Origin of the sequence: Streptomyces sp. NPDC017979, assembly GCF_044328175.1 — a bacterium.
In the GTDB taxonomy this organism is placed as follows: Bacteria; Actinomycetota; Actinomycetes; order Streptomycetales; family Streptomycetaceae; genus Streptomyces.
In genome coordinates, this window is record NZ_JBIRGU010000004.1 from 248,713 (window position 1) to 267,642 (window position 18,930).

Genomic DNA, 18,930 nt, shown 5'->3' on the forward strand with positions numbered 1-18,930 from the left:
GAAGGGACCGTCCGGCGCCCGCTACCGCGCCACCGGAGACGCCCCGCCCGCGGCGGCCCGGGTGACCGCAGACGGCAGACCCGCGCGGACCGAGGTGATCAGGGCCAGGCTGGCATCGCGCGCGGCGGCGCTGCCCTCGGCGGGCGTGCTGCCCGCGCGCTGGCCGAGGACGACGCCGAGGACGAGCCGGGAGACGCCGGCGACCTCCTGGGTGGCGGCCCAGACGAGGTTGCCGCCCGCCGGGGTGGAGGAGCCGGTCTTGAGCCCGACGACTCCGTCCCGGCCCAACAGCTTGTTGGTGTTGGCGAGCCGTACGCCGCCGGGCGGCGTCACGGCGGGCGTGGCCACGATCGCGCGGAAGGCCGGGTCCTTCATGGCGGCGCGGGCCAGTTTCATCTGGTCGTCGGCGGTGCTGCGGGTGTCGGACTCGATCCCGCTCACCCCGGTGTAGGTGGTGCGGTCCATCCCGAGCGCGGCGGCGGTCCGGTTCATCTTGGCGACGAACGCCTCCTGGCTGCCCGCGTCCCAGCGGGCCAGCAGCCGGGCCACGTTGTTGGCGGAGGACACCATCATGATCTCCAGCAGTTCACGCTGGGTGTAGGAGCGTCCGGCCAGGACGGGTGCGGCCGACTCGACGGCGGAGAACGCCTCGTCGGCGGCCTGCTGGTCGGCGACGATGCTCGCGCCGGCCCCGCCGGCCTTCATCGGATGGTCCTTGAGGATCACATGGGCGGTCATCACCTTGGTGACGCTGGCGATCGGGACGGGGGTCTGCCTGCCCTTGGTGCCGAGGCTGCCGATGCCCTCGACGGCCACGCTGGCCTGACCCTCGTTCGGCCAGTCCAGATCCATGGCCACGGCGACGTCGGAGCCGGAAGGCCCTTCGTCGTCGGGCCGGGCGCACGCTCCGACGAGCAGCGCGCCGACGACCAGGAGGACGGGGAGCAGACGGCGGGGCCGGGCTCCGGGGCCCGGTCGGATGGAGCGGCGTACGGCGGACATAGAGGACACCTCCGGTGGTTCTGGGTGCGGTCGGGCACCCGGAACCACCTTCGGGGAGTCGCTCTTCGGTACCGGTGCGGCGCTGTTTCCACCGCCGCGTAGCTGCGTTGCCGTTTGGTTTCGTTCCGCGCCGACGGCCGTGCGGCCTTACGGGGCACGCGGGACGGACCCGGATACGGGCTACAGGTCGAGGGTGGCGACGGCGCCGCCGTCCGGGGCGTTGGCGAAGGCCAGCCGGGCGCCGAGCACCCCGGCCTGCCCCTGGGCGACGGTCAGTCCGAGCCCGTGCCCGCGCCCCCGTTCGCTCGCGCCGGTGCGGAACCGCTGCGGCCCCTCGTCGAGCAGCGCGGCGGGGAAGCCGGAACCGTGGTCGCGGACCGTGATCCGGTTCCCGGTGACGGTGATCCGGACGGGCTCGGCGCCGTGCCGTTGGGCGTTGACGACGAGGTTCACCACGATCCGTTCCACCCGGCGCGGATCGGTCTCCACCCGGACGTCGTCTCCGGCCGGGACCGTGACCGTGACTCCGGGGCCCGCTTCCAGACGCCGTACGACGTCGGTGACGAATTCGCCGAGCGGCACGGCGTCGCGATCGGCCCGTTCGACACCCGCGTCGAGGCGCGAGACCTCCAGCAGATCCTCGACCAGCGCGTTCAGCGCCCGCACCCGGTCCCGGAGCAGGAGGGCCACCTCGTCGTCCTCGGGCAGCAGTCCGGCGGTGGTGACCAGGCCCATCAGTGGGGTGCGCAGTTCGTGCGCGACATCCGCGGTGAACCGCCGCTCGTTCTCCAGTCTGCGCTGGAGCGCCGCGGCCATCTCGTCGACGGCGGCCGACATCTCCGTGACCTCGTCGCGGGCGCGCCCGGGGCTGCCGATCCGGGCGTCGAGGTCGCCGTCGGCGATCGCCCGGGCGGTGCGGGCACCGTGGCCCAGGCGCCGCACGACCGGTTCCATGGCCAGCGCGGCGAGCGGGACGACGACGGCGAGGGCGACGAGGACCGAGGTCACGATGGAGCGGTCCTGGAGTTGGAGGCTGCGCTCCTCGAAGAACATGTCCGTCCTGGCGGTCAGGATCCTGCCGTCGTCGACGGCGGTCGCCGCCCACATCCAGTGCACGTCGGGCTTGTCGACCTGGTACCAAATGCCGGTGTCCCCGCCCCGGCGGCGCTGTTCGGCCAGATCGCGCAGCAGCGGTGCGGGCGTCTCGTCCGGGGTGCGGATGTCGACGCCCGGCAGCCGTTTCCCCTGCCGCTGGTACCGCTCCTTCGCCGTCTCCAGTTGGGTCGCGGCCCGCTCGCGTCCCACTCTGTCCATCCGGTCCCGGTTGGCGTCCCGGACCAGGAGGGCGATCACGACGGCGACGGCACAGCAGGCGAGGGCGGTCAGCGCGGCGATCTTCCAGCGCAGGGCGCGGGGGTTGAAGAAGCCCACGGCGATCAGCCGCGGACGAGTTTGTAGCCGAAGCCGCGGACGGTCTCGATCCGGCCGCTGCCGATCTTCTTCCGCAGCCGCAGGACGCAGAGGTCCACGACGCGGGTGTCGCCCTCCCAGCCGTAGTCCCAGACCTCGCGCAGCAGCTTGCGGCGGTCGAGGACCACTCCGGGGGCGGCGGCGAACTCCAGCAGCAGACGGAGCTCGGTGGGGGTCAGGGGGACGATCTCGCCGTCCCTGCGCACCTCCATGCCCCGGGTGTCGACGCTGAGGTCGCCGAAGACCAGGCACCCGGCGCCGTCGCGCCCCGCGGCGCGGACGGGCGGGGCGGCCGGCCCGGGCGGGTGGAAGGTGGCGCGGCGCAGCAGGGCGCGGATGCGGGCGACCATCACCGCGGTGTCGACGGGCTTCACCACGTAGTCGTCGGCGCCCGCCTCCAGACCGGCCACCACGTTGAGGGCGTCGCCGCGGGCCGACATCATCAGCACGGGCACCTGGCTCTGCTCGCGGATCCGGCAGCACAGGCCGATCCCGTCGAGTTCGGGCAGCATGACGTCGAGGATCAGCAGGTCGTGGTCGCCTTCGCGGAAGGCGTCGAGACCGCCGAGTCCGTCGGCGGCCACCGTGACGCGGTAGCCGTAGCGCTCCAGGGCGAGCTGGACGGAGCGCCGGATGGCGTCGTCGTCCTCGACGAGGAGGACCCTGAGGGGGTCCGGGACCCGGGGTTCCGACACACCGCTCACTTGGCCGCCTTCGTTCATCCGACCCTCGTATCGTAATCAGTCGCCCGACCTCCTCGGCACCGGGAAGCGGGGGTCACAGCTTCAGGGACGCGGCGACGGGCAGGTGGTCGCTGCCGGTGGCGGGCAGGGTCCAGGACCGGCGCGGGGTGATCCCCTTCACCCGGACGTCGTCGATGCGGACCGCGGGGAAGGCGGCGGGCCAGGTGAAGCCGAAGCCGTCGCCGGCCTCCTGCTGGGCCGAGCGGAGCGCCGAGAAGACGGGGGCGAGCGCCGTGTCCCGGGAGGTGCCGTTGAAGTCGCCCATCAGCACGATCCGGGGCAGGGGCTCCGAACGGAGCGCCGCGGCCAGGACCCGGGCGGCCTCGTTGCGGCGCTCGGTGGTGAATCCGGCGGCGGGATGGACCCGTACCGACGCGAGATGGGCGACGTAGAGCGCGACGGGCCCCCGCGGGGTGTCGGCCGTGGCCCGTACCGCGCGGGTCCACGGCATGATCGGCACCGCCGCCACGTCCTTCAGCGGATAGCGGCTCCACAGGCCGACCCCGCCTCGTACCGCATGGTGCGGGTAGGCGCCGGCCAGTGCGCGTTCGTACACCTCCACGGAGTCCGTGGGCAGCTCCTCCAGCGCCAGTACGTGCGCGTCCACGGCCGCCAGGGCGCGCGCTGTGCCCGCCGGGTCCGGGTTGCCTTCGTCCACGTTGTGGCTCACCACGGTCAGATCGCCGCCGCCGGTGCTCTTGTCGGTGAGGGTCCCGCCGAAGAGCACCGCCCAGACCACGGCGGGCACGAGGGCCGCGACGGCCGCGAGGCGGGAGCGGCGGACGGCTGCCAGCCCGAGCAGCACGGGTACGGCGATGCCCGTCCAGGGCAGCAGCGTCTGGAAGAGGCTGCCGAGATTGCCGAACCCGTGGGGAATCCGGCCGTTCAGCGCCATCAACCCCGCCCAGAGCAGCCCGACGGCTGCGAGCACCCGGCCCCGGGGCCGGGGCCGGGCGGGGGCGCCCCGCTGCTCCGGCGCCGGGTCGGTAGCGGGCTCAACGGGTTCAAGGGCTGTCGGAGCGCTCGGCACGTGCGGTGTCTCCCCATCTGGCGTCCACCCGGTTCCGGGTACGCCACCAGCCTCGGGGAGACGGACTTCTGCCTGGCCGACGGCGTGCTTCGGCGCTCGCGCGACTCCGTATCAACCACGTATCGACGCATGCTCCAGGTTTCCTCGCGACGGGCCGTGGCAGTCGCATCTCAGACGGTTCTCGCAGCGAATGGGAGGAACGACCGTGATACTTCTGGGGCTTGTTCTGCTGATCGTCGGCATGGTGACCGGCATCGGGTTCCTGTGGACCGTCGGGGCCGTTCTCGTCGGCGTGGGCGCGGTGCTGTGGGTCCTGGGGGCCGTGGGGCGGACGGTCGGGGGCCGGCGCCATTATTGGTGAGGAGCCCGGCTCCGCGCATCGCGTCCTGAAGGAGGCGCACCTCCGGTTGCCCCGGAGTGCAGGTGGAACCCCACGTGCCCGGCCGGACACGGCCGACAATCTCGTCTCCGAGGGCCTGATCGAACGCCGCTACGGGGACGTCGAAGTCTCCCTCGCGGCCCTGCTCACGGAGGCGGCGACCACGCCCCACGACCCCGAAATCCACCTGCTCCCACCTGCTGGAGCGGTTCCCACCCGACGGCAGTGACGACGTGGCCCTGTCGGCCGTGCGCCTCCGCTCCAGCCGGGCAGCCGAGCAGGTCGTCGCCGAGTGACGAGTCGCCGTCAGCGGTCGGGTGACGAACGGCGGTGATCGTACGGTCGACGTGTGACTCCGGGTGGGCGAACCCCCGGCGGTCGGCCAGTGGAGTGGGCCTGCTCGGCGCGGGGCCGTTTCGGGAAGGAATCAACGCATCCGTGTCGGGGCACTCGGCGGAAGCACTGATGTGCAGATGTCCGAGAGCGAGAGAGGGTCGTGCATGCCTGGAACGCCGTCGATAGTGGCCGCACCGGCCGACCTGGGCCAAGACCCCCTCACCGCGCGCGACGTCGCGCATGCCGTCGGCACCGTTCTGGAACAGGTCCTCGACGCACGCCTGCGTCAGTCCCGTGCTGTCGATCCCGTCTTCGCCCGGGAGTTGGCCGACCTGCTGGCCACGCTGGTCCAGCGGGGCGGGAAGCGGTTGCGCACGGCGTTCACGCACTGCGGATGGCGTGCTGCGGGCGGGTCGGGTGACACCACCGAGGTCCTGCGGACCGGGGCCGCCCTCGAACTGCTGCAGGCGTGCGCCCTCGTGCACGACGACGTGATGGACGGATCCGTACAGCGCAGGGGCGCACCGGCCGTGCAGGTGCAGTTCGCCCGCAGGCACTGGTCCGCAGGCATGCACGGTTCGGCGGAGTCGTTCGGCGCCTCGGCCGCCGTACTCGCCGGGGACCTGGCGCTGGCTTGGGCGGACGACCTGCTGACGGAGACGGCACTCGGCACCCCGCACGGCCTCCACCTGCATCAGGAGTGGAAGGCGATGCGCACCGAGATGGTCGCCGGACAGTACCGCGACCTGCACGCCCAGGCGGCTCGTTCGTCCGGTGCCGACGAGGCGCTGACCATCGCCACCTTGAAGAGCGCTCTGTACACCGTCGCCCGGCCCCTCGCGCTGGGTGCCGCGCTGGCGGGAGCCGATGAGCACGTGCTGGACGCCCTGCGGGCGGCCGGCCGGTGCGCCGGGCTGGCCTTCCAGCTCCGTGACGACCTCCTGGGAGCCTTCGGCGACCCGGCACTGACCGGCAAGCCCGCCGACGACGACCTGCGGTCCCGCAAACTCACCTACCTTCTCGCCGTCGCCCTGCAACTCGCCGACGCCGCCGGTGATCACCAGGCCACCGCGAGACTGGCTCCGGACGCAGCCCCGACCTCCGCGTACGCCGTGGACCAGGTGCGAGCGGCACTCAGGCGCACCGGAGCCCACGACCTGGTGGAGGCGAAGATCGAAGAGCTCACGTACATCAGCCTCGGCCACTTCGAACGCACTGGCGCACACCCGGCCGTACGCCGCGAGTTCGCGGCGCTGGTCCACGGTGCCACGGGCGTTGCCCCTTGCCGTGCGGAGGAGGTCGCGTGAAGAGGGTGCCGGGGCCGACCGACCACGTCGTCGTGGTGGGTGCCGGGCTGTCCGGACTGGCCTGCGCCCTGCACTTGCTGGGTGCGGGCCGTCAGGTCACGCTCGTCGAGCGGGACGCGGGTCCCGGCGGCCGGGCCGGCCGGGTGCACTTGGGCGGATACGGGATCGACACCGGCCCCACGGTGTTGACCATGCCGCAGCTGGCCGACGAGGCGTTCGCCGCCGTCGGCGACAGCCTGTACCGCCGGGTCGAGCTGACGGCTCTGCATCCGGCCTACCGGGCGTGCTTCGCGGACGGGTCATCGCTCGACGTGCACACCGACGGTGAGGCGATGGAAGCGGCGGTCCGGCGCTTCGCCGGACCGGGTGAGGCGGCCGGCTACCGCGACCTCCGCCGTTGGCTGGAGCGCCTGTACCGGACGCAGATGCGCCGCTTCATCGACACCAACTTCGACTCGCCCTTCCAACTGCTGCACCCGGACCTGGCCCGGCTGGCAGCGCTGGGCGGCTTCGGACGGTTGGACAGCCGCATCGGCCGCTTCATCACCGACGACCGCCTGCGCCGCGTCTTCTCCTTCCAGTCGCTGTACGCCGGCGTGGCCCCGGCCCGGGCGCTCGCGGCCTACGCGGTGATCGCGTACATGGACACCGTGGCCGGCGTCTGGTTCCCGAAGGGCGGCATGCACGCGATCCCCCGCGCCATGGCGGACGCGGCGGCGGACGCCGGCGCCGATCTGCGCTGGACGGCCGAAGTGAGCACGCTGGAGCGCTCGGCCGGTCGCGTGCGCGCCGTCCGCCTGACCTCCGGCGAACGGATCCCCTGCGACGCGGTGGTGCTGACGTGCGAGCTGCCCGCTGCCTACGAGTTGCTGGGACGTCGGCCCCGTCGTCCGGTCCGTCTGCGTCATTCACCGTCCGCCGTGGTCCTGCACGCGGGCACCGACCGCACCTGGTCCCACCTCGCCCACCACACGATCTCCTTCGGCGCCGCGTGGGGGCACACCTTCGACCAGCTCACCCGCAGGGGCGAGCTGATGAGCGACCCCTCCCTGCTGATCACCCGTCCCACGACACACGACCACGCCCTGGCACCGCCGGGACGACACCTGCACTACGTGCTCGCCCCCTGTCCCAACACCGCGGTCGGCCCCTCGGCCGCCACCTGGCGAGACCTCGGTCCCCGCTACCGCGACCGCTTGGTCGCCGAATTGGAACGCCGGGGCCTGGACGGGTTCGCCGACAGCGTCCAGGAAGAACTCCTGGTGACCCCGCTCGACTGGGAGGAGCAGGGGCATGCGGCCGGCAGTCCCTTCTCGGTCTCCCACACGTTCGCCCAGACCGGACCGTTCCGCCCGCGCAATCTCGTCCGGGAGGTGGAGAACGTGGTGCTCGCCGGGTGCGGGACGACACCGGGCGTCGGCGTACCGACCGTACTCATCAGCGGCAAGCTCGCCGCCGCACGCGTGACCGGGGGAATCGGCCCCCGGCCCGCCCGCGCGCGCCCGCCCCTGACCCGGGCCGACGAGTCCTTCGTGCCGGCTTCGGCAGGTGCCGATGACCCGTCGTGAACTCGACGCGGCAGGGATCGTCGACCCCGTGCTGCGCACCGCCTACACCCGCTGCCGACAGCTCAACGCCCGTCACGGCAAGACCTACTTCCTGGCGTCCCGTCTCCTGCCGCTCGAACGCCGCGCGGCCGTGCACGCCCTGTACGGCTTCGCCCGCTGGGCCGACGACATCGTGGACGACCTCGACGCTCACCGGACGGCCAAGGAGCGTGACCGGCTGCTGCACCGGCTGGAGCACGACCTCGCGGACGGGCTGGGCACCGGCGTGGGCGACGAACCGGTGGTCCGAGCCGTCGCCGACACCGCCAGCCGGTACGACATCGACCACGCGCTCTTCGTCGACTTCCTGTCCTCGATGCGGGCCGACCTGACCGTCACGGACTATCCCACCTACGCCGACCTGCAGGGCTACGTACACGGTTCAGCGGCGGTGATCGGCCTACAGATGCTGCCGGTCCTCGGTACCGTCACGCCCCGTCAGGAGGCGGCGCCGCACGCGGCAGCGCTCGGCGTGGCGTTCCAGCTCACCAACTTCCTGCGGGACGTGGGCGAAGACCTCGACCGGGGCCGCATCTACCTGCCCGGGGACCTGCTCGCCGCCCACGGTGTGGATCGGCCGCTCCTGGAGTGGAGCCGACGCACCGGACGCCGCGATGCGCGGGTCCGCGCCGCTCTCATCGCGGCTGAGGCCCTGACGCGGAACGTGTACCGGACGGCGGAGCCGGGCATCGCCATGCTCGATCCGCGGGTGCGTCCGTGCATTCGCGCCGCGTTCACCCTCTACCGCGGAATCCTCGACGCGATCGCCGAGCAGGACTACACCGTGCTGCACCGTCGTGCGGTGGTGTCGCGCCGACGTCGTGCGGCCACGGCGGCGGCCGGCGTGCTGCACGTGGCCGGTGCCCGGTGGCGCGCCCGCAACCCGGGCCGCGTGGTTCTTGCAGGCGGTCAGGCAGTCGAGTGGAAGGGAACCGTGCGGTGAGCAGGGGGACGGGCGACGAGCATTGGGTCCCACCGTTGCGGCGTCGGCGTCGCAACCCGGACTGGGCGGCGCAGGCACCGACCTGGCGTCAGGCGCGACCGTCGCTCATCGCCGACGCGCTCAAGCGGGCGTCTGCCCGCCCGTCCGGCAACTGGTTCGTCATCGGCCCCTCCCGGAACATGCGCGCGGGCCACCGCCCGTACGGCAGGACGGTCGGTGGTGTGGAGGTCGTGCTGTGGCGCTCGGACGACGGAGGGCTGCACGCGGGGCCGGGCGTCTGCCCGCATCTGGGCGCTCCCCTGCGCGACAGCCGGGTGGTGTGCGGCACGCTGGTCTGCCACTGGCACGGGCTTGCGCTGGACGGTTCTCCGTTCGCCGGCTGGCAGCCGTTCCCCGTGCACGACGACGGCGTACTGGTCTGGGTACGGCTGGACGAGGTGGGTGGAGAGGAACCCACTGAGCTTCCCGTGGTGCCCGAGCGGCCGGCGACGGGCAGCGGGGTGGACGCGGTGTTCACGGCGGTGGGGCGGTGCGAACCGCAGGACGTGGTGGCCAACCGACTCGATCCGTGGCACGGCTCGTGGTTCCACCCGTACTCGTTCGTCGACCTGTCGGTCGTGGGGGAGCCGCAGGGCGAGGAGGACGACGCCTTCGTCGTCGACGTCTCCTTCCGGGTGGCCGGGCGCCTGGTGGTACCCGTGCGGGCCGAGTTCACGGCGCCGGAGCCGCGTACCGTCGTCATGCGCATCAGTGACGGTGAGGGGGTCGCCTCCGTGGTGGAGACGCACGCGACGCCACTGACCGGGTTGGACCACGAACGTCCGCGCACTGCCGTGGTCGAGGCGACCGTCGCCACCTCGGACCGGCCCGGCTTCGCCCTCGCCCGTGCCGCAGCCCCCGTGCTGCGCCCGCTGATGCGCCGTACGGCCGGGCGCTTGTGGCGCGACGACCTGGCCTACGCCGAACGGCGCTGGACCCTGCGCAGCACCGGCCGGTTCCCCGGGTGAGCGGCGTGGCTTTCCGCACCCGCTGCGGGCGCGGAAGGCCACCCGTCAGGGGGACGGACGATCGCCCGCGATTCCCCCGAGGGTCCGGAGCAAGCGGGAACGGCCCGATCGCGGGACCGTCCACAGCACTTGTCCCTGCACCCCCCAGTCGGCGAGCAGGGCGTTCGCAGCGAGGAAGCCGGTGGTGGCGGCCCGTTCCATGAGGGCGACGGGCAGGTCGCAGCGAATCGCGTCACCGGCCAGGGTCAGCCACGCGTGGGGCGTGCGCACGGTGGGGCGCCGGTGGTGGGAGCCGGCCTCGAAGAACGGGCAGTCTGAGCGCCACTCGTGCCGAGCGTCGACGACGCGTGCCTCGCGGGTCTCCGGATACACCTGGTGCAGCCGGTCGACGAGCATGTTCTGCACGTCCTTGCGTTCGGCCGCGGGATCGACGGCGTAGGCGTGCAGTTCCACGACCGAGCCCCCGGCCCGCGCGGCCCAGCGGGACGCCTCGCCCTCGTACCGCTCCAGGACGCTGACGTTGTCGAGCCCGCCGTAACCGCTGGTTCCAAGGAACCCGGGCCGGTCGTCGCGGACCGGTCGGTCGAGCCAGAGCCGGGACACGAGGAACGGCGGCGCGGCTCGCAGGGCGGCGACGCCATCACGCCAGTCGGCGGTGCCCAGGTCGGGTGAGGCGGCGACGGTCTGCCGCAGTCCTCCGGTGTCGAGGGCGAGAACCACGGCTTGGTGGCGATCGGTACCGGCATCGGTGCGCACGTCCGCTCCCCCGCCGTCGCGGGGACGGACTTCGTGCACGGGGGTGCTGGTGCGCACGCTCGCTCCGAGGCGCTGGAGGTAGGTGCCGAGCGGGTCCCAGAGCGCCTGGGGAAAGGGCTCGGTCGGTACGTCGAAGAGCAGGCCCTCGGCGGATCCGAGGAAGTAGATGTGGAACATCAGCTGCAGTTCCGCGGCGGACATCTCCCGCGGGTCGGCGAAGAAGCTGCGCGAGAACACCTCGAAGGCCAAGTGGTGCGCGGCTTCGGGGAAGCGAACGCTTTCCAGGAAGGCGGTGGCGGTGACGTCGTCGAAGCGTTCGTACACGTCGGGCACGCGGACGTCGAGGAGCGGGAGCGCGGCAAGGGCGTCCATGGCGGCGAGGTCCCGCCAGCCGAAGGTGGGGCTCAGGGCGACGAATCCGAGCGCGCTGAGGGGCGGGGTCCGCGGGATGCGGGCGAAGCTGTCGGTCAGGCCGCCACTGTGCCGCAGGGGGTAGTCGGGCAGCGGGGTGAGGCGTGACAGGGCGGGGTCGGTGCGGCGGAGCAAGCCGCGAAGGTTGTAGTACTGGCGGAAGAAGGCGTGGAACCCACGGGTCATGGTTGCGCCAGAGCCGTCCGCCAGCGTGGTGCGTCGACCGGCCAGTCGGCCGCCGAGTGCGTCTTCCTTCTCGTACAGGGTGACGCGGGCGCCGCGTTCGGCCAGCAGGGTGGCCGCGGCCAGACCCGCGATTCCGCCGCCGATCACCGCGACGGACGGCGCGTCCCCGTGCCGGAAGCGCGCTGCGCCGGGAGCGGGGAACAGGGTCTCGGCCTTGCGGTCGCGGCCTCGTCGGGCGGCGGGAGGGCGGCGGGCGGTCACTGTGCGCCCTCCCCCGTCGTGGTCGAACCGCCGTTGCGGGCGAGGAAGGTGTGCACGATGCCTGTCTGCCATCCGGCGACGGGGGCGACGTGCACCGAGGTCAGGCCGGCGCGGTTCAGTCGGGCGGCGAATTCGGGGGCGGTGTCGAAGGCGATGACGCTGCGCCAGAGATGGCGGTAGAGCGCACGGTCGCCGGTGAGTGTGCCCGCGGGGATGACGAGCCCTTGGCACACCGCCGTCCACAGCGCCCGGTGCACCCGAGAACCGCTGAGGCTGTACTCGTGGGCGGCGAAACGCCCACCCGGCCGCAGCACGCTTCGAACGGTCTCCAGGACCGTGTCCGGGTCGGTGACGTTGCGGAACAGGTAGGCGGCGAAGACCGCGTCGAAGGGTCCTTCGCCGGCCGTTGCGAGTTCCTCGGCAGTCAGGTGGAGGAAGCGCACGCGTGCGGGCCACGGTTTGGACAGTGCGCGGCGCAGCATGCCCGCGGAGGCGTCCACGGCCGTGACCCGGGCCTGTGGCGCGGCCGTGAGCAGGGCCCGGGTGGAAGTGCCCGTACCGCAGCCGAGGTCGAGCAGGTGGAGTCCCGCTCCGTCGTCGGGGAGCCTGAGGCGGCGGGCGGAGCGCAGCAGATCGGTGCGGTAGCCGGGGTTGAGGGAGGTCAGGTTGTCGTAGGTGTGGCAGGCGTGGTCGAAGGCGCGGGCCAGGTCGTGGTCGCGCAAGAGGCTCATCGGTGACTCTCTCCGATTCGTGCGACGGGCTGGGAGCGGCGGGGCAGGAAGGGCAGTTCGGCTGCCGTGCGCAGCATCGGCCGGGTCGGGGTGCACAGCCCGATGCCCCACTCCTCCCGCAGTGAGGTGGTGCCGTCGAGGAAGCGCAGCAGGCACTCGGCCGGGACGCGGCGGAACAGGTCGGTGAAGAAGTCCGGGCCGTTGATGCGCCCGGTGTCCAGAGCACGCAGGAGGATCGCGTCCATGGCCAGCGCCCGCCGACCGTGGGGTGCGGGAACGGTCCGGCGTCCCCGGCGCAGGGCGGAGGCGATGGCTCTGCTCTGTCGTTGCACCGCGGCGAAGGTGTAGCCGGTGGCCGGACGAGTGGCGCCGCCCGCGGTGCCGATGCGGTTCACGGCCCCGTTCCGTCGTGGGAAGCGGGCGTCGGTCATGGGGATGGCCCCTTGCTCCGTCTGCTCCACCGTGAGCGCGCCGAGCCCGAGGGTGCGGCGGCAGTAGTGGTCGAGCGCCGATTCGTACGCTTCGGTGGTCAGCACCTTGCGTGAGAACTCCGTGTACTCCACGAGCGCTCGGTCCGGCGCCAGCGGCAGGACGTAGCCAAAGGCGAGCCCGTGTGCCGGCTGGGGGACCCGGAAGTCCATCAGATCCGCGACCGCCGGATCGAACCGGTCGGCTCCGGTGCGTACGAACCAGCCCCGGAAGTGCTGCAACAAATGCGTGCGTGCCGGCGGCAGGGCAGGCAGCGGTCTTGAGTCGAACACCCGGCGGGCGTGCAGCGTCAGGCCCCGGCCTCCCGGCAGGGTGCAGCGGACCTCCGCCCCGCCGGGCACGGCGTGCACGGCCTCCACCGTCGCGCGCAGGACACGCCCGCCGTCCGAACTGGCCAGACGGCCGTGGACCATGCGTTCCAAGTCGGTGGAGCGCACCATGCGGTAGGTGAGCGGGGCCGGTTCGACGGTGACCGGGCTGCCGTCGGCTCCGTGCACGCGAAGTGCGGACCAGGAGGCGCTGACGGCCTCTTCGAGTCCGTCGACGCCCGCGTGCCAGTAGCACCAGGTCCGCTCCGCCGGACGCAGCGGTCCGGCCGGCGGCTCGACCACGGTCACGGTGGCGGCGCCGGATTCCGTCAACCGGTGCGCGAGGCTGAGGCCGGCCGCGCCTCCCCCGACGACGACCGCATCGGACGCTTCGGCGCCGCGGGGGGTCACCGTGCTCGCCGTCCGACGACGGGCGTTCCGTCCGGCCGCGTACGCAGCACCTCGGCGTCCGCCGGCAGTGCACCGACGGCACCGGCCAGCCGAGGCGGGACTTCGCCGCTGCCCGGCGGCGACGTCGTACGGACACCGTTGAGCTCCACACTGCCCTCCTGGAACAGAACTGACGACGCCGATCGGTGTGTACTTCGGGCCCTGACCCCACCGTGGATGCGGTCGATCACGAATGGCCCGCCACCGTCATCGCCGCCGTCCCGAGTCGGCGGACACCTCCCGCGCGGCGCGCGCGCCCGACGCCAGGGCGCCCTGCACGGAGCCGGTTGCCCGGTAGTCCCCGCACACGTGCCTACCCGGGCCGAGGCGGGTGGTACGGCTCAGTGGCCAGGGGGGAAGCATGGCCGGTAGCGCGCCCTCGACGGTGTAGGCGGCGATCTGCTGCCAGTCGCTCGTGTCGACGCCGTACAGTTCGGCCAGACGACGGAGTACCGCCTGTGCCCGGCCGGGGAAGTCAGTTCCCAGCACGGAGGTGGAGACCAGCCCGGTGCCGCGGGGCGCGTAGCCGGGAGCCACCTCACTGAGTGCGCAGGTGTTCAAGAGCGCTCCGGCGCTGTCCACCATCAGGGTCGGTTCGGCGGTCGGCGTACCGTCGGTGGCGTGGTAGTAGGTGGTGACGGTACGCGTGTCCGGCACGGTCAGCCCCGGCAGCAGGCGCGCGGCGGTCGCCGCGTCCGTCGCCACCACCACGTTGCGGGACGGAACCTCACTGCCGTCGCTCAGCAGCACTCCGGCGTCGGTGACCTCCGCGACGGCGGCGCCCAGGCGCACGACGCCGTCGGGCAGGTCGGCGGCGAGCCGGGCGGGTACGGCGCCGATGCCCCTCGCCGGCAGGCACAGGGACCCGCGGACCATGCTGCGCCAGACGAGGTGGAAGTAGCGCGCGGAGGTCTCCAGTCGGTCTTCGAGGAACACTCCGGACAGGAACGGCCGGAGGACGTCGGCGATCACGCCGTCCGACACTCCGGCCCGGGTCAGGGCCGTGGAGGTGGAACGGTCCCGGCGCCGTCTGACGGTGGATGCGGGCAGCACGGCGTCCCGCACGGTGAGTGCCGCCAGCGCGGTCAGGTCGCGGGCCGAGAAGACCCGTCCCGGCAACAGGGCGCCCACCGCCCCCGGCTCCCTCGTCGGATCGGCCACACGGACGGGCCCGTTCGGTGTGTGGACGATGAAGCCCGCTGTGAACGGCCGCAGCCGCAGGCTCTTCAGGTCCAGGCGTCGCTTCACCTGCGGGTAGGAGGTGTTGAACACCTGGAACCCACGGTCCAGCAGGAACCCGTCCTTCCGGTCCGTGCGCATCCTGCCGCCCACGCCGTCGGACGCCTCCAGCAGAGTCACCCGCCAGCCGGCACGGCACAGGTCCTGTGCGCACGCGAGGCCGGCCAGACCCGCACCGACGACGACGGCGCTCGGTGCCTGACGGTGTTCGTGGCTCATGTTGCTCCTCGCTCGACGCACTGTCCGCGGCGCACGGAAGTCGGGGGCTGTTCGCTCGGACCGTCGCCCCGGCCAGTACCCGGTTCGGTCAGAGTCAGACCCCGTCGACGTGACACCGAGCGGCGGCCGATCGACGACGGGTGGCACAGCCACGACCGCAGGGACCAGCGGACCACGTTCGGTCGGGCAATGCCAGGCGCCACGGCCGACTCGGATGACGACCCGTCACGGGGCGACCACCGATTCCAGGGCGGCGACGGCCTCGGCGAGTCCCGCCGGACGCGCCAGACCGGCCACCGTCTGGCCCGTCCAGCCCGGTCCGAGGGTGAGGACGACCGGTCTGCGACGGGCGCCCCGCACGCCCCACTCCATGCCGGCCACGTGCTGAGCCAACGGCCTGCTGGCGGTGGTACGGGATTGCGCCCACAGCCCCACTGCGGCGGGACCGGTCCTGCGCACCGCGGCGACGAGCGACTCGACGGGCAGGGCACCGCCGAACATCCGCACGGGAACGCCCCGCTCCGCCAGCGCCGCGGACAGCACTTCCAGCGGCAGGGTGTGGTGCTCCCCCGGTAGGCAGGCGAGCACCGTGGTGGCTCCGGGACGATCGGCGACCGCGATGGGCGCGGTGCGCCGCAGCGCGCCGGAGACGTGCCAGGAAAGGAAGTGTTCGACCTCCACGTACTTCTCCCCCGACGTCTCCCACTTGCGGCCGACGGCCTGGAGCGTCGGCACCATCACCTCGGTCCAGGCGGCGACCAGTCCGTGCTGGGCGATCGCGGTGCACAGCAGCTTGTCCAGTGCGGCAGCGTCGAGGCGCAGGGCGGCCCGGGCGATGCCCCTGCACTCCTGCCGTACGTCGCCGAGCCGCAGCCCGCTGCCCGCACGGCTACGGCCGGAAGCCGGGGAGCGCGCTGCCCCGTCGGCCGTACGCCCGGCCGAGACCGTCGTCGGTGGCTCCCCCCGGCGTGCCAGGTGTGCGGCTTCGGCCGGCGGCACACCGGTCGCCGTCCATGCGCACATCAGCTCCAGCCGCGCCACGTCCCTCGCGGTCCAGCGCCGGTGTCGACCACCTGCGCGGGCTTCGGGCCCGAGCCCGTAGCGGCGGTCCCAGGTACGGATCGTGGTGGGGGCAACTCCGAGACGCCGCGCCACCTCTCCGGTGGTCAGCCCGCCGGCCCGGGGGCCGCCTTCGCCGTCCCGGTTCTCGCCGTTTCCCATCTCCGCCCCCACGCCTTCGCCGTACGACGCACAAACGATGCATGTTGCCTGCGTCATTTGTGCGCCCAAGACTAGCCAGCACGCGCATGGCGGCCAGCCGGCGGCCCGGCGAACTTGCCGTACGGCGGACGACCTTTCGCCCCCGGCACGACACACGGCAGGAGGAATCAGGCCATGATCACGACCACGCGACCGACCGCCCCCCTCGCCCCGCCCATGGACGAGTCCCGGCACGAGGAGGATCTGGCCCGGGGCCTCGTCGCCGCCGACGACGAGGCGTTCGCGGCCATTTACCAGCGCTGGGGCTCACTCGTCCACACCATGGCCACCCGCTCCCTCGGCGACGCCCACGAGGCCGAGGACGTGACCCAGCAGGTCTTCGTCGGCGCCTGGCGCGGTCGGCACGGCTTCCGGCCGGAGCGGGGCCCGCTCGGCGCCTGGCTGGTCGGCATCACCCGCCGCAAGATCGTCGACGCCCTGGCGGCCAGGACGAGGCGCCTCGCCCTCGCCGACTCCGCCGCGCAAGACGCCACGCCCACCCGACTGGTGCAGGCCGCACCCGACGACGTACTGGACCGCGTACTGCTCTTCCAGGCCCTGTCTCGGCTACCGCGCGCCCAGCGGGAAGTGCTGGGCATGACCTTCTACGAGGACCTGACCCAAGTACAAATCGCAGAACGCACCGGTGTCCCCCTGGGCACGGTCAAGAGCCACGCCCGCCGGGGGCTGCACCGGCTGCGCACGGTGATCGACCAGGACGGCAAGGACGGCCCCACGCCTCCCTGTTGAAACGGTTCTCGTCGATGGCGTCGTTCAGGACCGAGCCGATCGAGATCGTCCTGGGATCGGCCGCCCGATCTCCGGCCCGACGCCGGGCCGGTCGTAGCACCGACGGGTCAGCTGGTGGGCTCGTCGGGGGCGGGGTGTTCGGGGTGGACGTCGTGTCCACGGGGCCGTCCCCTGGGATGCGTGCCGGCCTCGTCCGTGTCCGGCAGTTCGTCGTCCTCGGCCGGTGCACCGGGCACGGGGACCGCCAACGGATCCTCGCCCTCGTCGTCGCCTGCCTGGAGGTCCTGGGGATCCCGGGGCAGCGGTTCGTCCTGCTTCTTCCCGTCCTGACGTTCCGTCACGGTCGTCACCCTCCTGCGTGTCGTGCGGCGGGGACGCCCACGCCGCGCTCGGCGGCGATGCCGCCCCAGACTCCGTTCGTCTGCCCCGTGCCACGGGCCCAGCGGGCGCACTGCGCCGCCACCGGACAGCGTCCGCACACCTCCCGCGCTGCTCGGACCTGCTCGGCGCCGGGTCCGGTGGTGCTGATGGGGAAGAACAGATCGGGATCGGCCACGTCCGCACAGGCGGCGTCCCGCTGCCACTCCATCGCGTCACGTCCACCGGATTCGACGAACCGTGTTCCGGGATTCGCCCTCACGCCCGCCCCTCCCTTCGCTTCGTCGCCTCATCTGTCTCTTGCGGGTATCCGGAAAGACGGCCGGTAAACGGACTCCGTCACTCTCAGTGGCCTCCAGGGCGGTCCGGGGGTGGGCCGCCCGTCTTCGTCCCCGGGTACCCCCGGGGCGAGGATTCGTCCGGGCACGGCAGTGCGCTACCGCTGGGCCGACCGGCGAGGGTCGGGGCCCTTGGCCGTGCATCGAGGGATCGCCTCGTGCCCTCCAGCGTCCCCCGGCCTCGTCCTCCTCGGGGGTCTACCGTGGTACGGAGGGGGGTGTCACGAAGGAGCAGTCATGATCATCCTTGGATTGATCCTGCTGATCGTGGGCCTGATCGTCGGCCTGAGCATCCTGTGGACGATCGGCATCGTGCTCATCGCCGTCGGCGTCCTGCTCTGGGTGCTCGGTGCGTTGGGCCATGCCGTGGGCGGCCGACGACATTACTGGTAGTCGAGCCGGAGCACACGAGACGGGTTTGGTGCGAGCAGGTTGGCGCTCGGCCCCCCGCCCGCTTCGGCGCCGCCCCAAAGAGTCCTCCTCCTACGCCTTTCCTCCCGCGCCACGGTCCGTATCCGCGGTCTTCGGGTTGCGGAGCACTTCGGGCGGGGCCGCGTCGCGGGGCGCAGCGCGGACACCTCGCGCCAGGTGCGGCGGTCGTCTCCCAGCAGCAACGTCCCGGGCACAGAGGAGAGGAGGGCCGTGCGTCTACCGTCCGAGGGCGCGGGCGAGCTGCTGCTTGTTCATCGTGGACCGGCCTTCGACGTTCCGCTTCTTCGCCTCCTCGTACAGCTGGTCCTTGGTGGGGCCCTGCGCCCCGCTGTGGGAGCGCTGTCCCCCGCGCCGGGAGGCCGACTCGGGGTCGCGCAGCGACGCCCGGCTCGCCGTCTTCGACTCCCCGGCGCGGGCGCGTTCCTTGTTGACGGTGCGGGCCGCGATCTCCTCCGCCCGCCGCGGCGACTCGCCGCGCTTGCGCGCGGACTCCTTGACGTGTTCGTACTGCCGTTCCCTCTTGGCACTGGAACCTCGCGACATCTCCGCTCCTCCTCACTCCTTCACGGCTGGTGACGGTCCGCCGCCACGTACCCAGCATGGGCCGGACCGATGCACAGGTCGCAACCGGCGCGGGCGCGGCCGGCCGCGTACCGCCACCCCCACGGGTAACCGCCCCGTCGTCTCCCGTGCTTCCGGTCCGGCGGAGCACGGGCCCGACAACGAGGCGGTGTGACGGCGGGTGCCCGGGGTACCCGGCAGGACATCGTCCTCCCGCACGTGCAGGACGGACCCACGGGTGAGGGACGTCCTCGGCAGGGCCGTGTCGTGTTCCGTTCCGACGTCCTGGCGATGTGCGGCCCCGACGCCCCCGCGTCCACGCACCACTGCGGACGAT

General features: G+C 72.7%; 20 protein-coding genes. 7 read left to right on the top strand and 13 right to left on the bottom strand.

What is annotated here, in order from left to right:
- Window positions 1-21: 21 nt before the first annotated feature.
- The 4 genes from ACH4E8_RS14005 to ACH4E8_RS14020 form a co-directional block, all read right to left on the bottom strand.
- Window positions 22-1,002, bottom strand: coding sequence for a D-alanyl-D-alanine carboxypeptidase family protein (locus ACH4E8_RS14005; protein WP_398447710.1), 981 nt, complete (start codon window positions 1,000-1,002; stop codon window positions 22-24).
- 180 nt (window positions 1,003-1,182) lie between these two features.
- A complete protein-coding gene (locus ACH4E8_RS14010; RefSeq protein WP_398447712.1) occupies window positions 1,183-2,433 on the bottom strand; it encodes a sensor histidine kinase in 1,251 nt (416 codons plus the stop codon).
- Window positions 2,434-2,438: 5 nt separating this feature from the next.
- Window positions 2,439-3,194: a two-component system response regulator CseB gene (gene cseB, locus ACH4E8_RS14015; protein ID WP_398447714.1), complete on the bottom strand. Its 756-nt coding sequence runs from the start codon at window positions 3,192-3,194 to the stop codon at window positions 2,439-2,441.
- A gap of 55 nt (window positions 3,195-3,249) precedes the next feature.
- A complete protein-coding gene (locus ACH4E8_RS14020) occupies window positions 3,250-4,146 on the bottom strand; it encodes an endonuclease/exonuclease/phosphatase family protein (RefSeq protein WP_398447716.1) in 897 nt (298 codons plus the stop codon).
- A 506-nt stretch (window positions 4,147-4,652) separates the two neighbouring features.
- Between ACH4E8_RS14020 and ACH4E8_RS14025 the strand changes: the two genes are divergently transcribed.
- The 5 genes from ACH4E8_RS14025 (at window position 4,653) to ACH4E8_RS14045 (ending at window position 9,824) form a co-directional block, all read left to right on the top strand.
- A complete protein-coding gene (locus tag ACH4E8_RS14025) occupies window positions 4,653-4,853 on the top strand; it encodes a hypothetical protein (protein ID WP_398447718.1) in 201 nt (66 codons plus the stop codon).
- Window positions 4,854-5,124: 271 nt separating this feature from the next.
- On the top strand, window positions 5,125-6,267 hold the full coding sequence (locus ACH4E8_RS14030; protein WP_398447720.1) for a polyprenyl synthetase family protein: 1,143 nt from the start codon (window positions 5,125-5,127) through the stop codon (window positions 6,265-6,267).
- Window positions 6,264-7,835 (top strand): phytoene desaturase family protein, encoded by a 1,572-nt coding sequence (gene crtI, locus ACH4E8_RS14035; RefSeq protein WP_398447722.1) that lies wholly within the window; start codon window positions 6,264-6,266, stop codon window positions 7,833-7,835. The genes ACH4E8_RS14030 and crtI overlap by 4 nt, the downstream gene beginning before the upstream one ends.
- A complete protein-coding gene (locus ACH4E8_RS14040; protein WP_398447724.1) occupies window positions 7,822-8,817 on the top strand; it encodes a phytoene/squalene synthase family protein in 996 nt (331 codons plus the stop codon). Before crtI ends, ACH4E8_RS14040 begins: the two co-directional genes overlap by 14 nt.
- On the top strand, window positions 8,814-9,824 hold the full coding sequence (locus ACH4E8_RS14045; protein WP_398447726.1) for a DUF5914 domain-containing protein: 1,011 nt from the start codon (window positions 8,814-8,816) through the stop codon (window positions 9,822-9,824). The genes ACH4E8_RS14040 and ACH4E8_RS14045 overlap by 4 nt, the downstream gene beginning before the upstream one ends.
- Window positions 9,825-9,869: 45 nt before the next feature.
- On the opposite strand, the gene ACH4E8_RS14050 is transcribed toward ACH4E8_RS14045, so the two are convergent.
- The 6 genes from ACH4E8_RS14050 to ACH4E8_RS14075 all read right to left on the bottom strand — a co-directional run bounded on the left by ACH4E8_RS14050 (window position 9,870) and on the right by ACH4E8_RS14075 (window position 16,095).
- Window positions 9,870-11,438 (bottom strand): FAD-dependent oxidoreductase, encoded by a 1,569-nt coding sequence (locus ACH4E8_RS14050; protein WP_398447727.1) that lies wholly within the window; start codon window positions 11,436-11,438, stop codon window positions 9,870-9,872.
- Window positions 11,435-12,169 carry a class I SAM-dependent methyltransferase gene (locus tag ACH4E8_RS14055; RefSeq protein WP_398447729.1) on the bottom strand — a complete coding sequence of 245 codons (735 nt, stop codon included), beginning with the start codon at window positions 12,167-12,169 and terminating at the stop codon, window positions 11,435-11,437. Before ACH4E8_RS14055 ends, ACH4E8_RS14050 begins: the two co-directional genes overlap by 4 nt.
- Window positions 12,166-13,377, bottom strand: coding sequence for a lycopene cyclase family protein (locus ACH4E8_RS14060; RefSeq protein WP_398447731.1), 1,212 nt, complete (start codon window positions 13,375-13,377; stop codon window positions 12,166-12,168). The genes ACH4E8_RS14055 and ACH4E8_RS14060 overlap by 4 nt, the downstream gene beginning before the upstream one ends.
- Entirely contained in the window at window positions 13,374-13,526 is a 153-nt protein-coding gene (locus ACH4E8_RS14065) for a hypothetical protein (protein WP_398447733.1), read from the bottom strand. Before ACH4E8_RS14065 ends, ACH4E8_RS14060 begins: the two co-directional genes overlap by 4 nt.
- A gap of 97 nt (window positions 13,527-13,623) precedes the next feature.
- The gene (locus ACH4E8_RS14070) at window positions 13,624-14,874 is read right to left on the bottom strand and encodes an NAD(P)/FAD-dependent oxidoreductase (RefSeq protein WP_398447735.1); all 1,251 of its coding nucleotides are present in this window, start codon (window positions 14,872-14,874) and stop codon (window positions 13,624-13,626) included.
- Window positions 14,875-15,099: 225 nt separating this feature from the next.
- On the bottom strand, window positions 15,100-16,095 hold the full coding sequence (locus tag ACH4E8_RS14075) for a MerR family transcriptional regulator (protein WP_398447737.1): 996 nt from the start codon (window positions 16,093-16,095) through the stop codon (window positions 15,100-15,102).
- A 174-nt stretch (window positions 16,096-16,269) separates the two neighbouring features.
- Here ACH4E8_RS14075 and ACH4E8_RS14080 point away from each other — a divergent pair, with 174 nt between their 5' ends.
- Complete coding sequence (locus ACH4E8_RS14080; protein WP_398447739.1) at window positions 16,270-16,884, top strand: RNA polymerase sigma factor; 615 nt, start codon at window positions 16,270-16,272, stop codon at window positions 16,882-16,884.
- Window positions 16,885-16,991: 107 nt separating this feature from the next.
- Here ACH4E8_RS14080 and ACH4E8_RS14085 read toward each other — a convergent pair whose 3' ends face one another.
- On the bottom strand, window positions 16,992-17,225 hold the full coding sequence (locus ACH4E8_RS14085) for a hypothetical protein (RefSeq protein ID WP_398447741.1): 234 nt from the start codon (window positions 17,223-17,225) through the stop codon (window positions 16,992-16,994).
- Window positions 17,226-17,230: 5 nt separating this feature from the next.
- Window positions 17,231-17,473, bottom strand: a complete 243-nt coding sequence (locus tag ACH4E8_RS14090) for a WhiB family transcriptional regulator (protein WP_398447743.1) — start codon at window positions 17,471-17,473, stop codon at window positions 17,231-17,233.
- A gap of 364 nt (window positions 17,474-17,837) precedes the next feature.
- Here ACH4E8_RS14090 and ACH4E8_RS14095 point away from each other — a divergent pair, with 364 nt between their 5' ends.
- A complete protein-coding gene (locus ACH4E8_RS14095) occupies window positions 17,838-17,993 on the top strand; it encodes a DUF6131 family protein (protein ID WP_398447745.1) in 156 nt (51 codons plus the stop codon).
- A 255-nt stretch (window positions 17,994-18,248) separates the two neighbouring features.
- On the opposite strand, the gene ACH4E8_RS14100 is transcribed toward ACH4E8_RS14095, so the two are convergent.
- Window positions 18,249-18,575, bottom strand: a complete 327-nt coding sequence (locus ACH4E8_RS14100) for a plasmid stabilization protein (RefSeq protein ID WP_398447746.1) — start codon at window positions 18,573-18,575, stop codon at window positions 18,249-18,251.
- Window positions 18,576-18,930 lie beyond the last annotated feature (355 nt).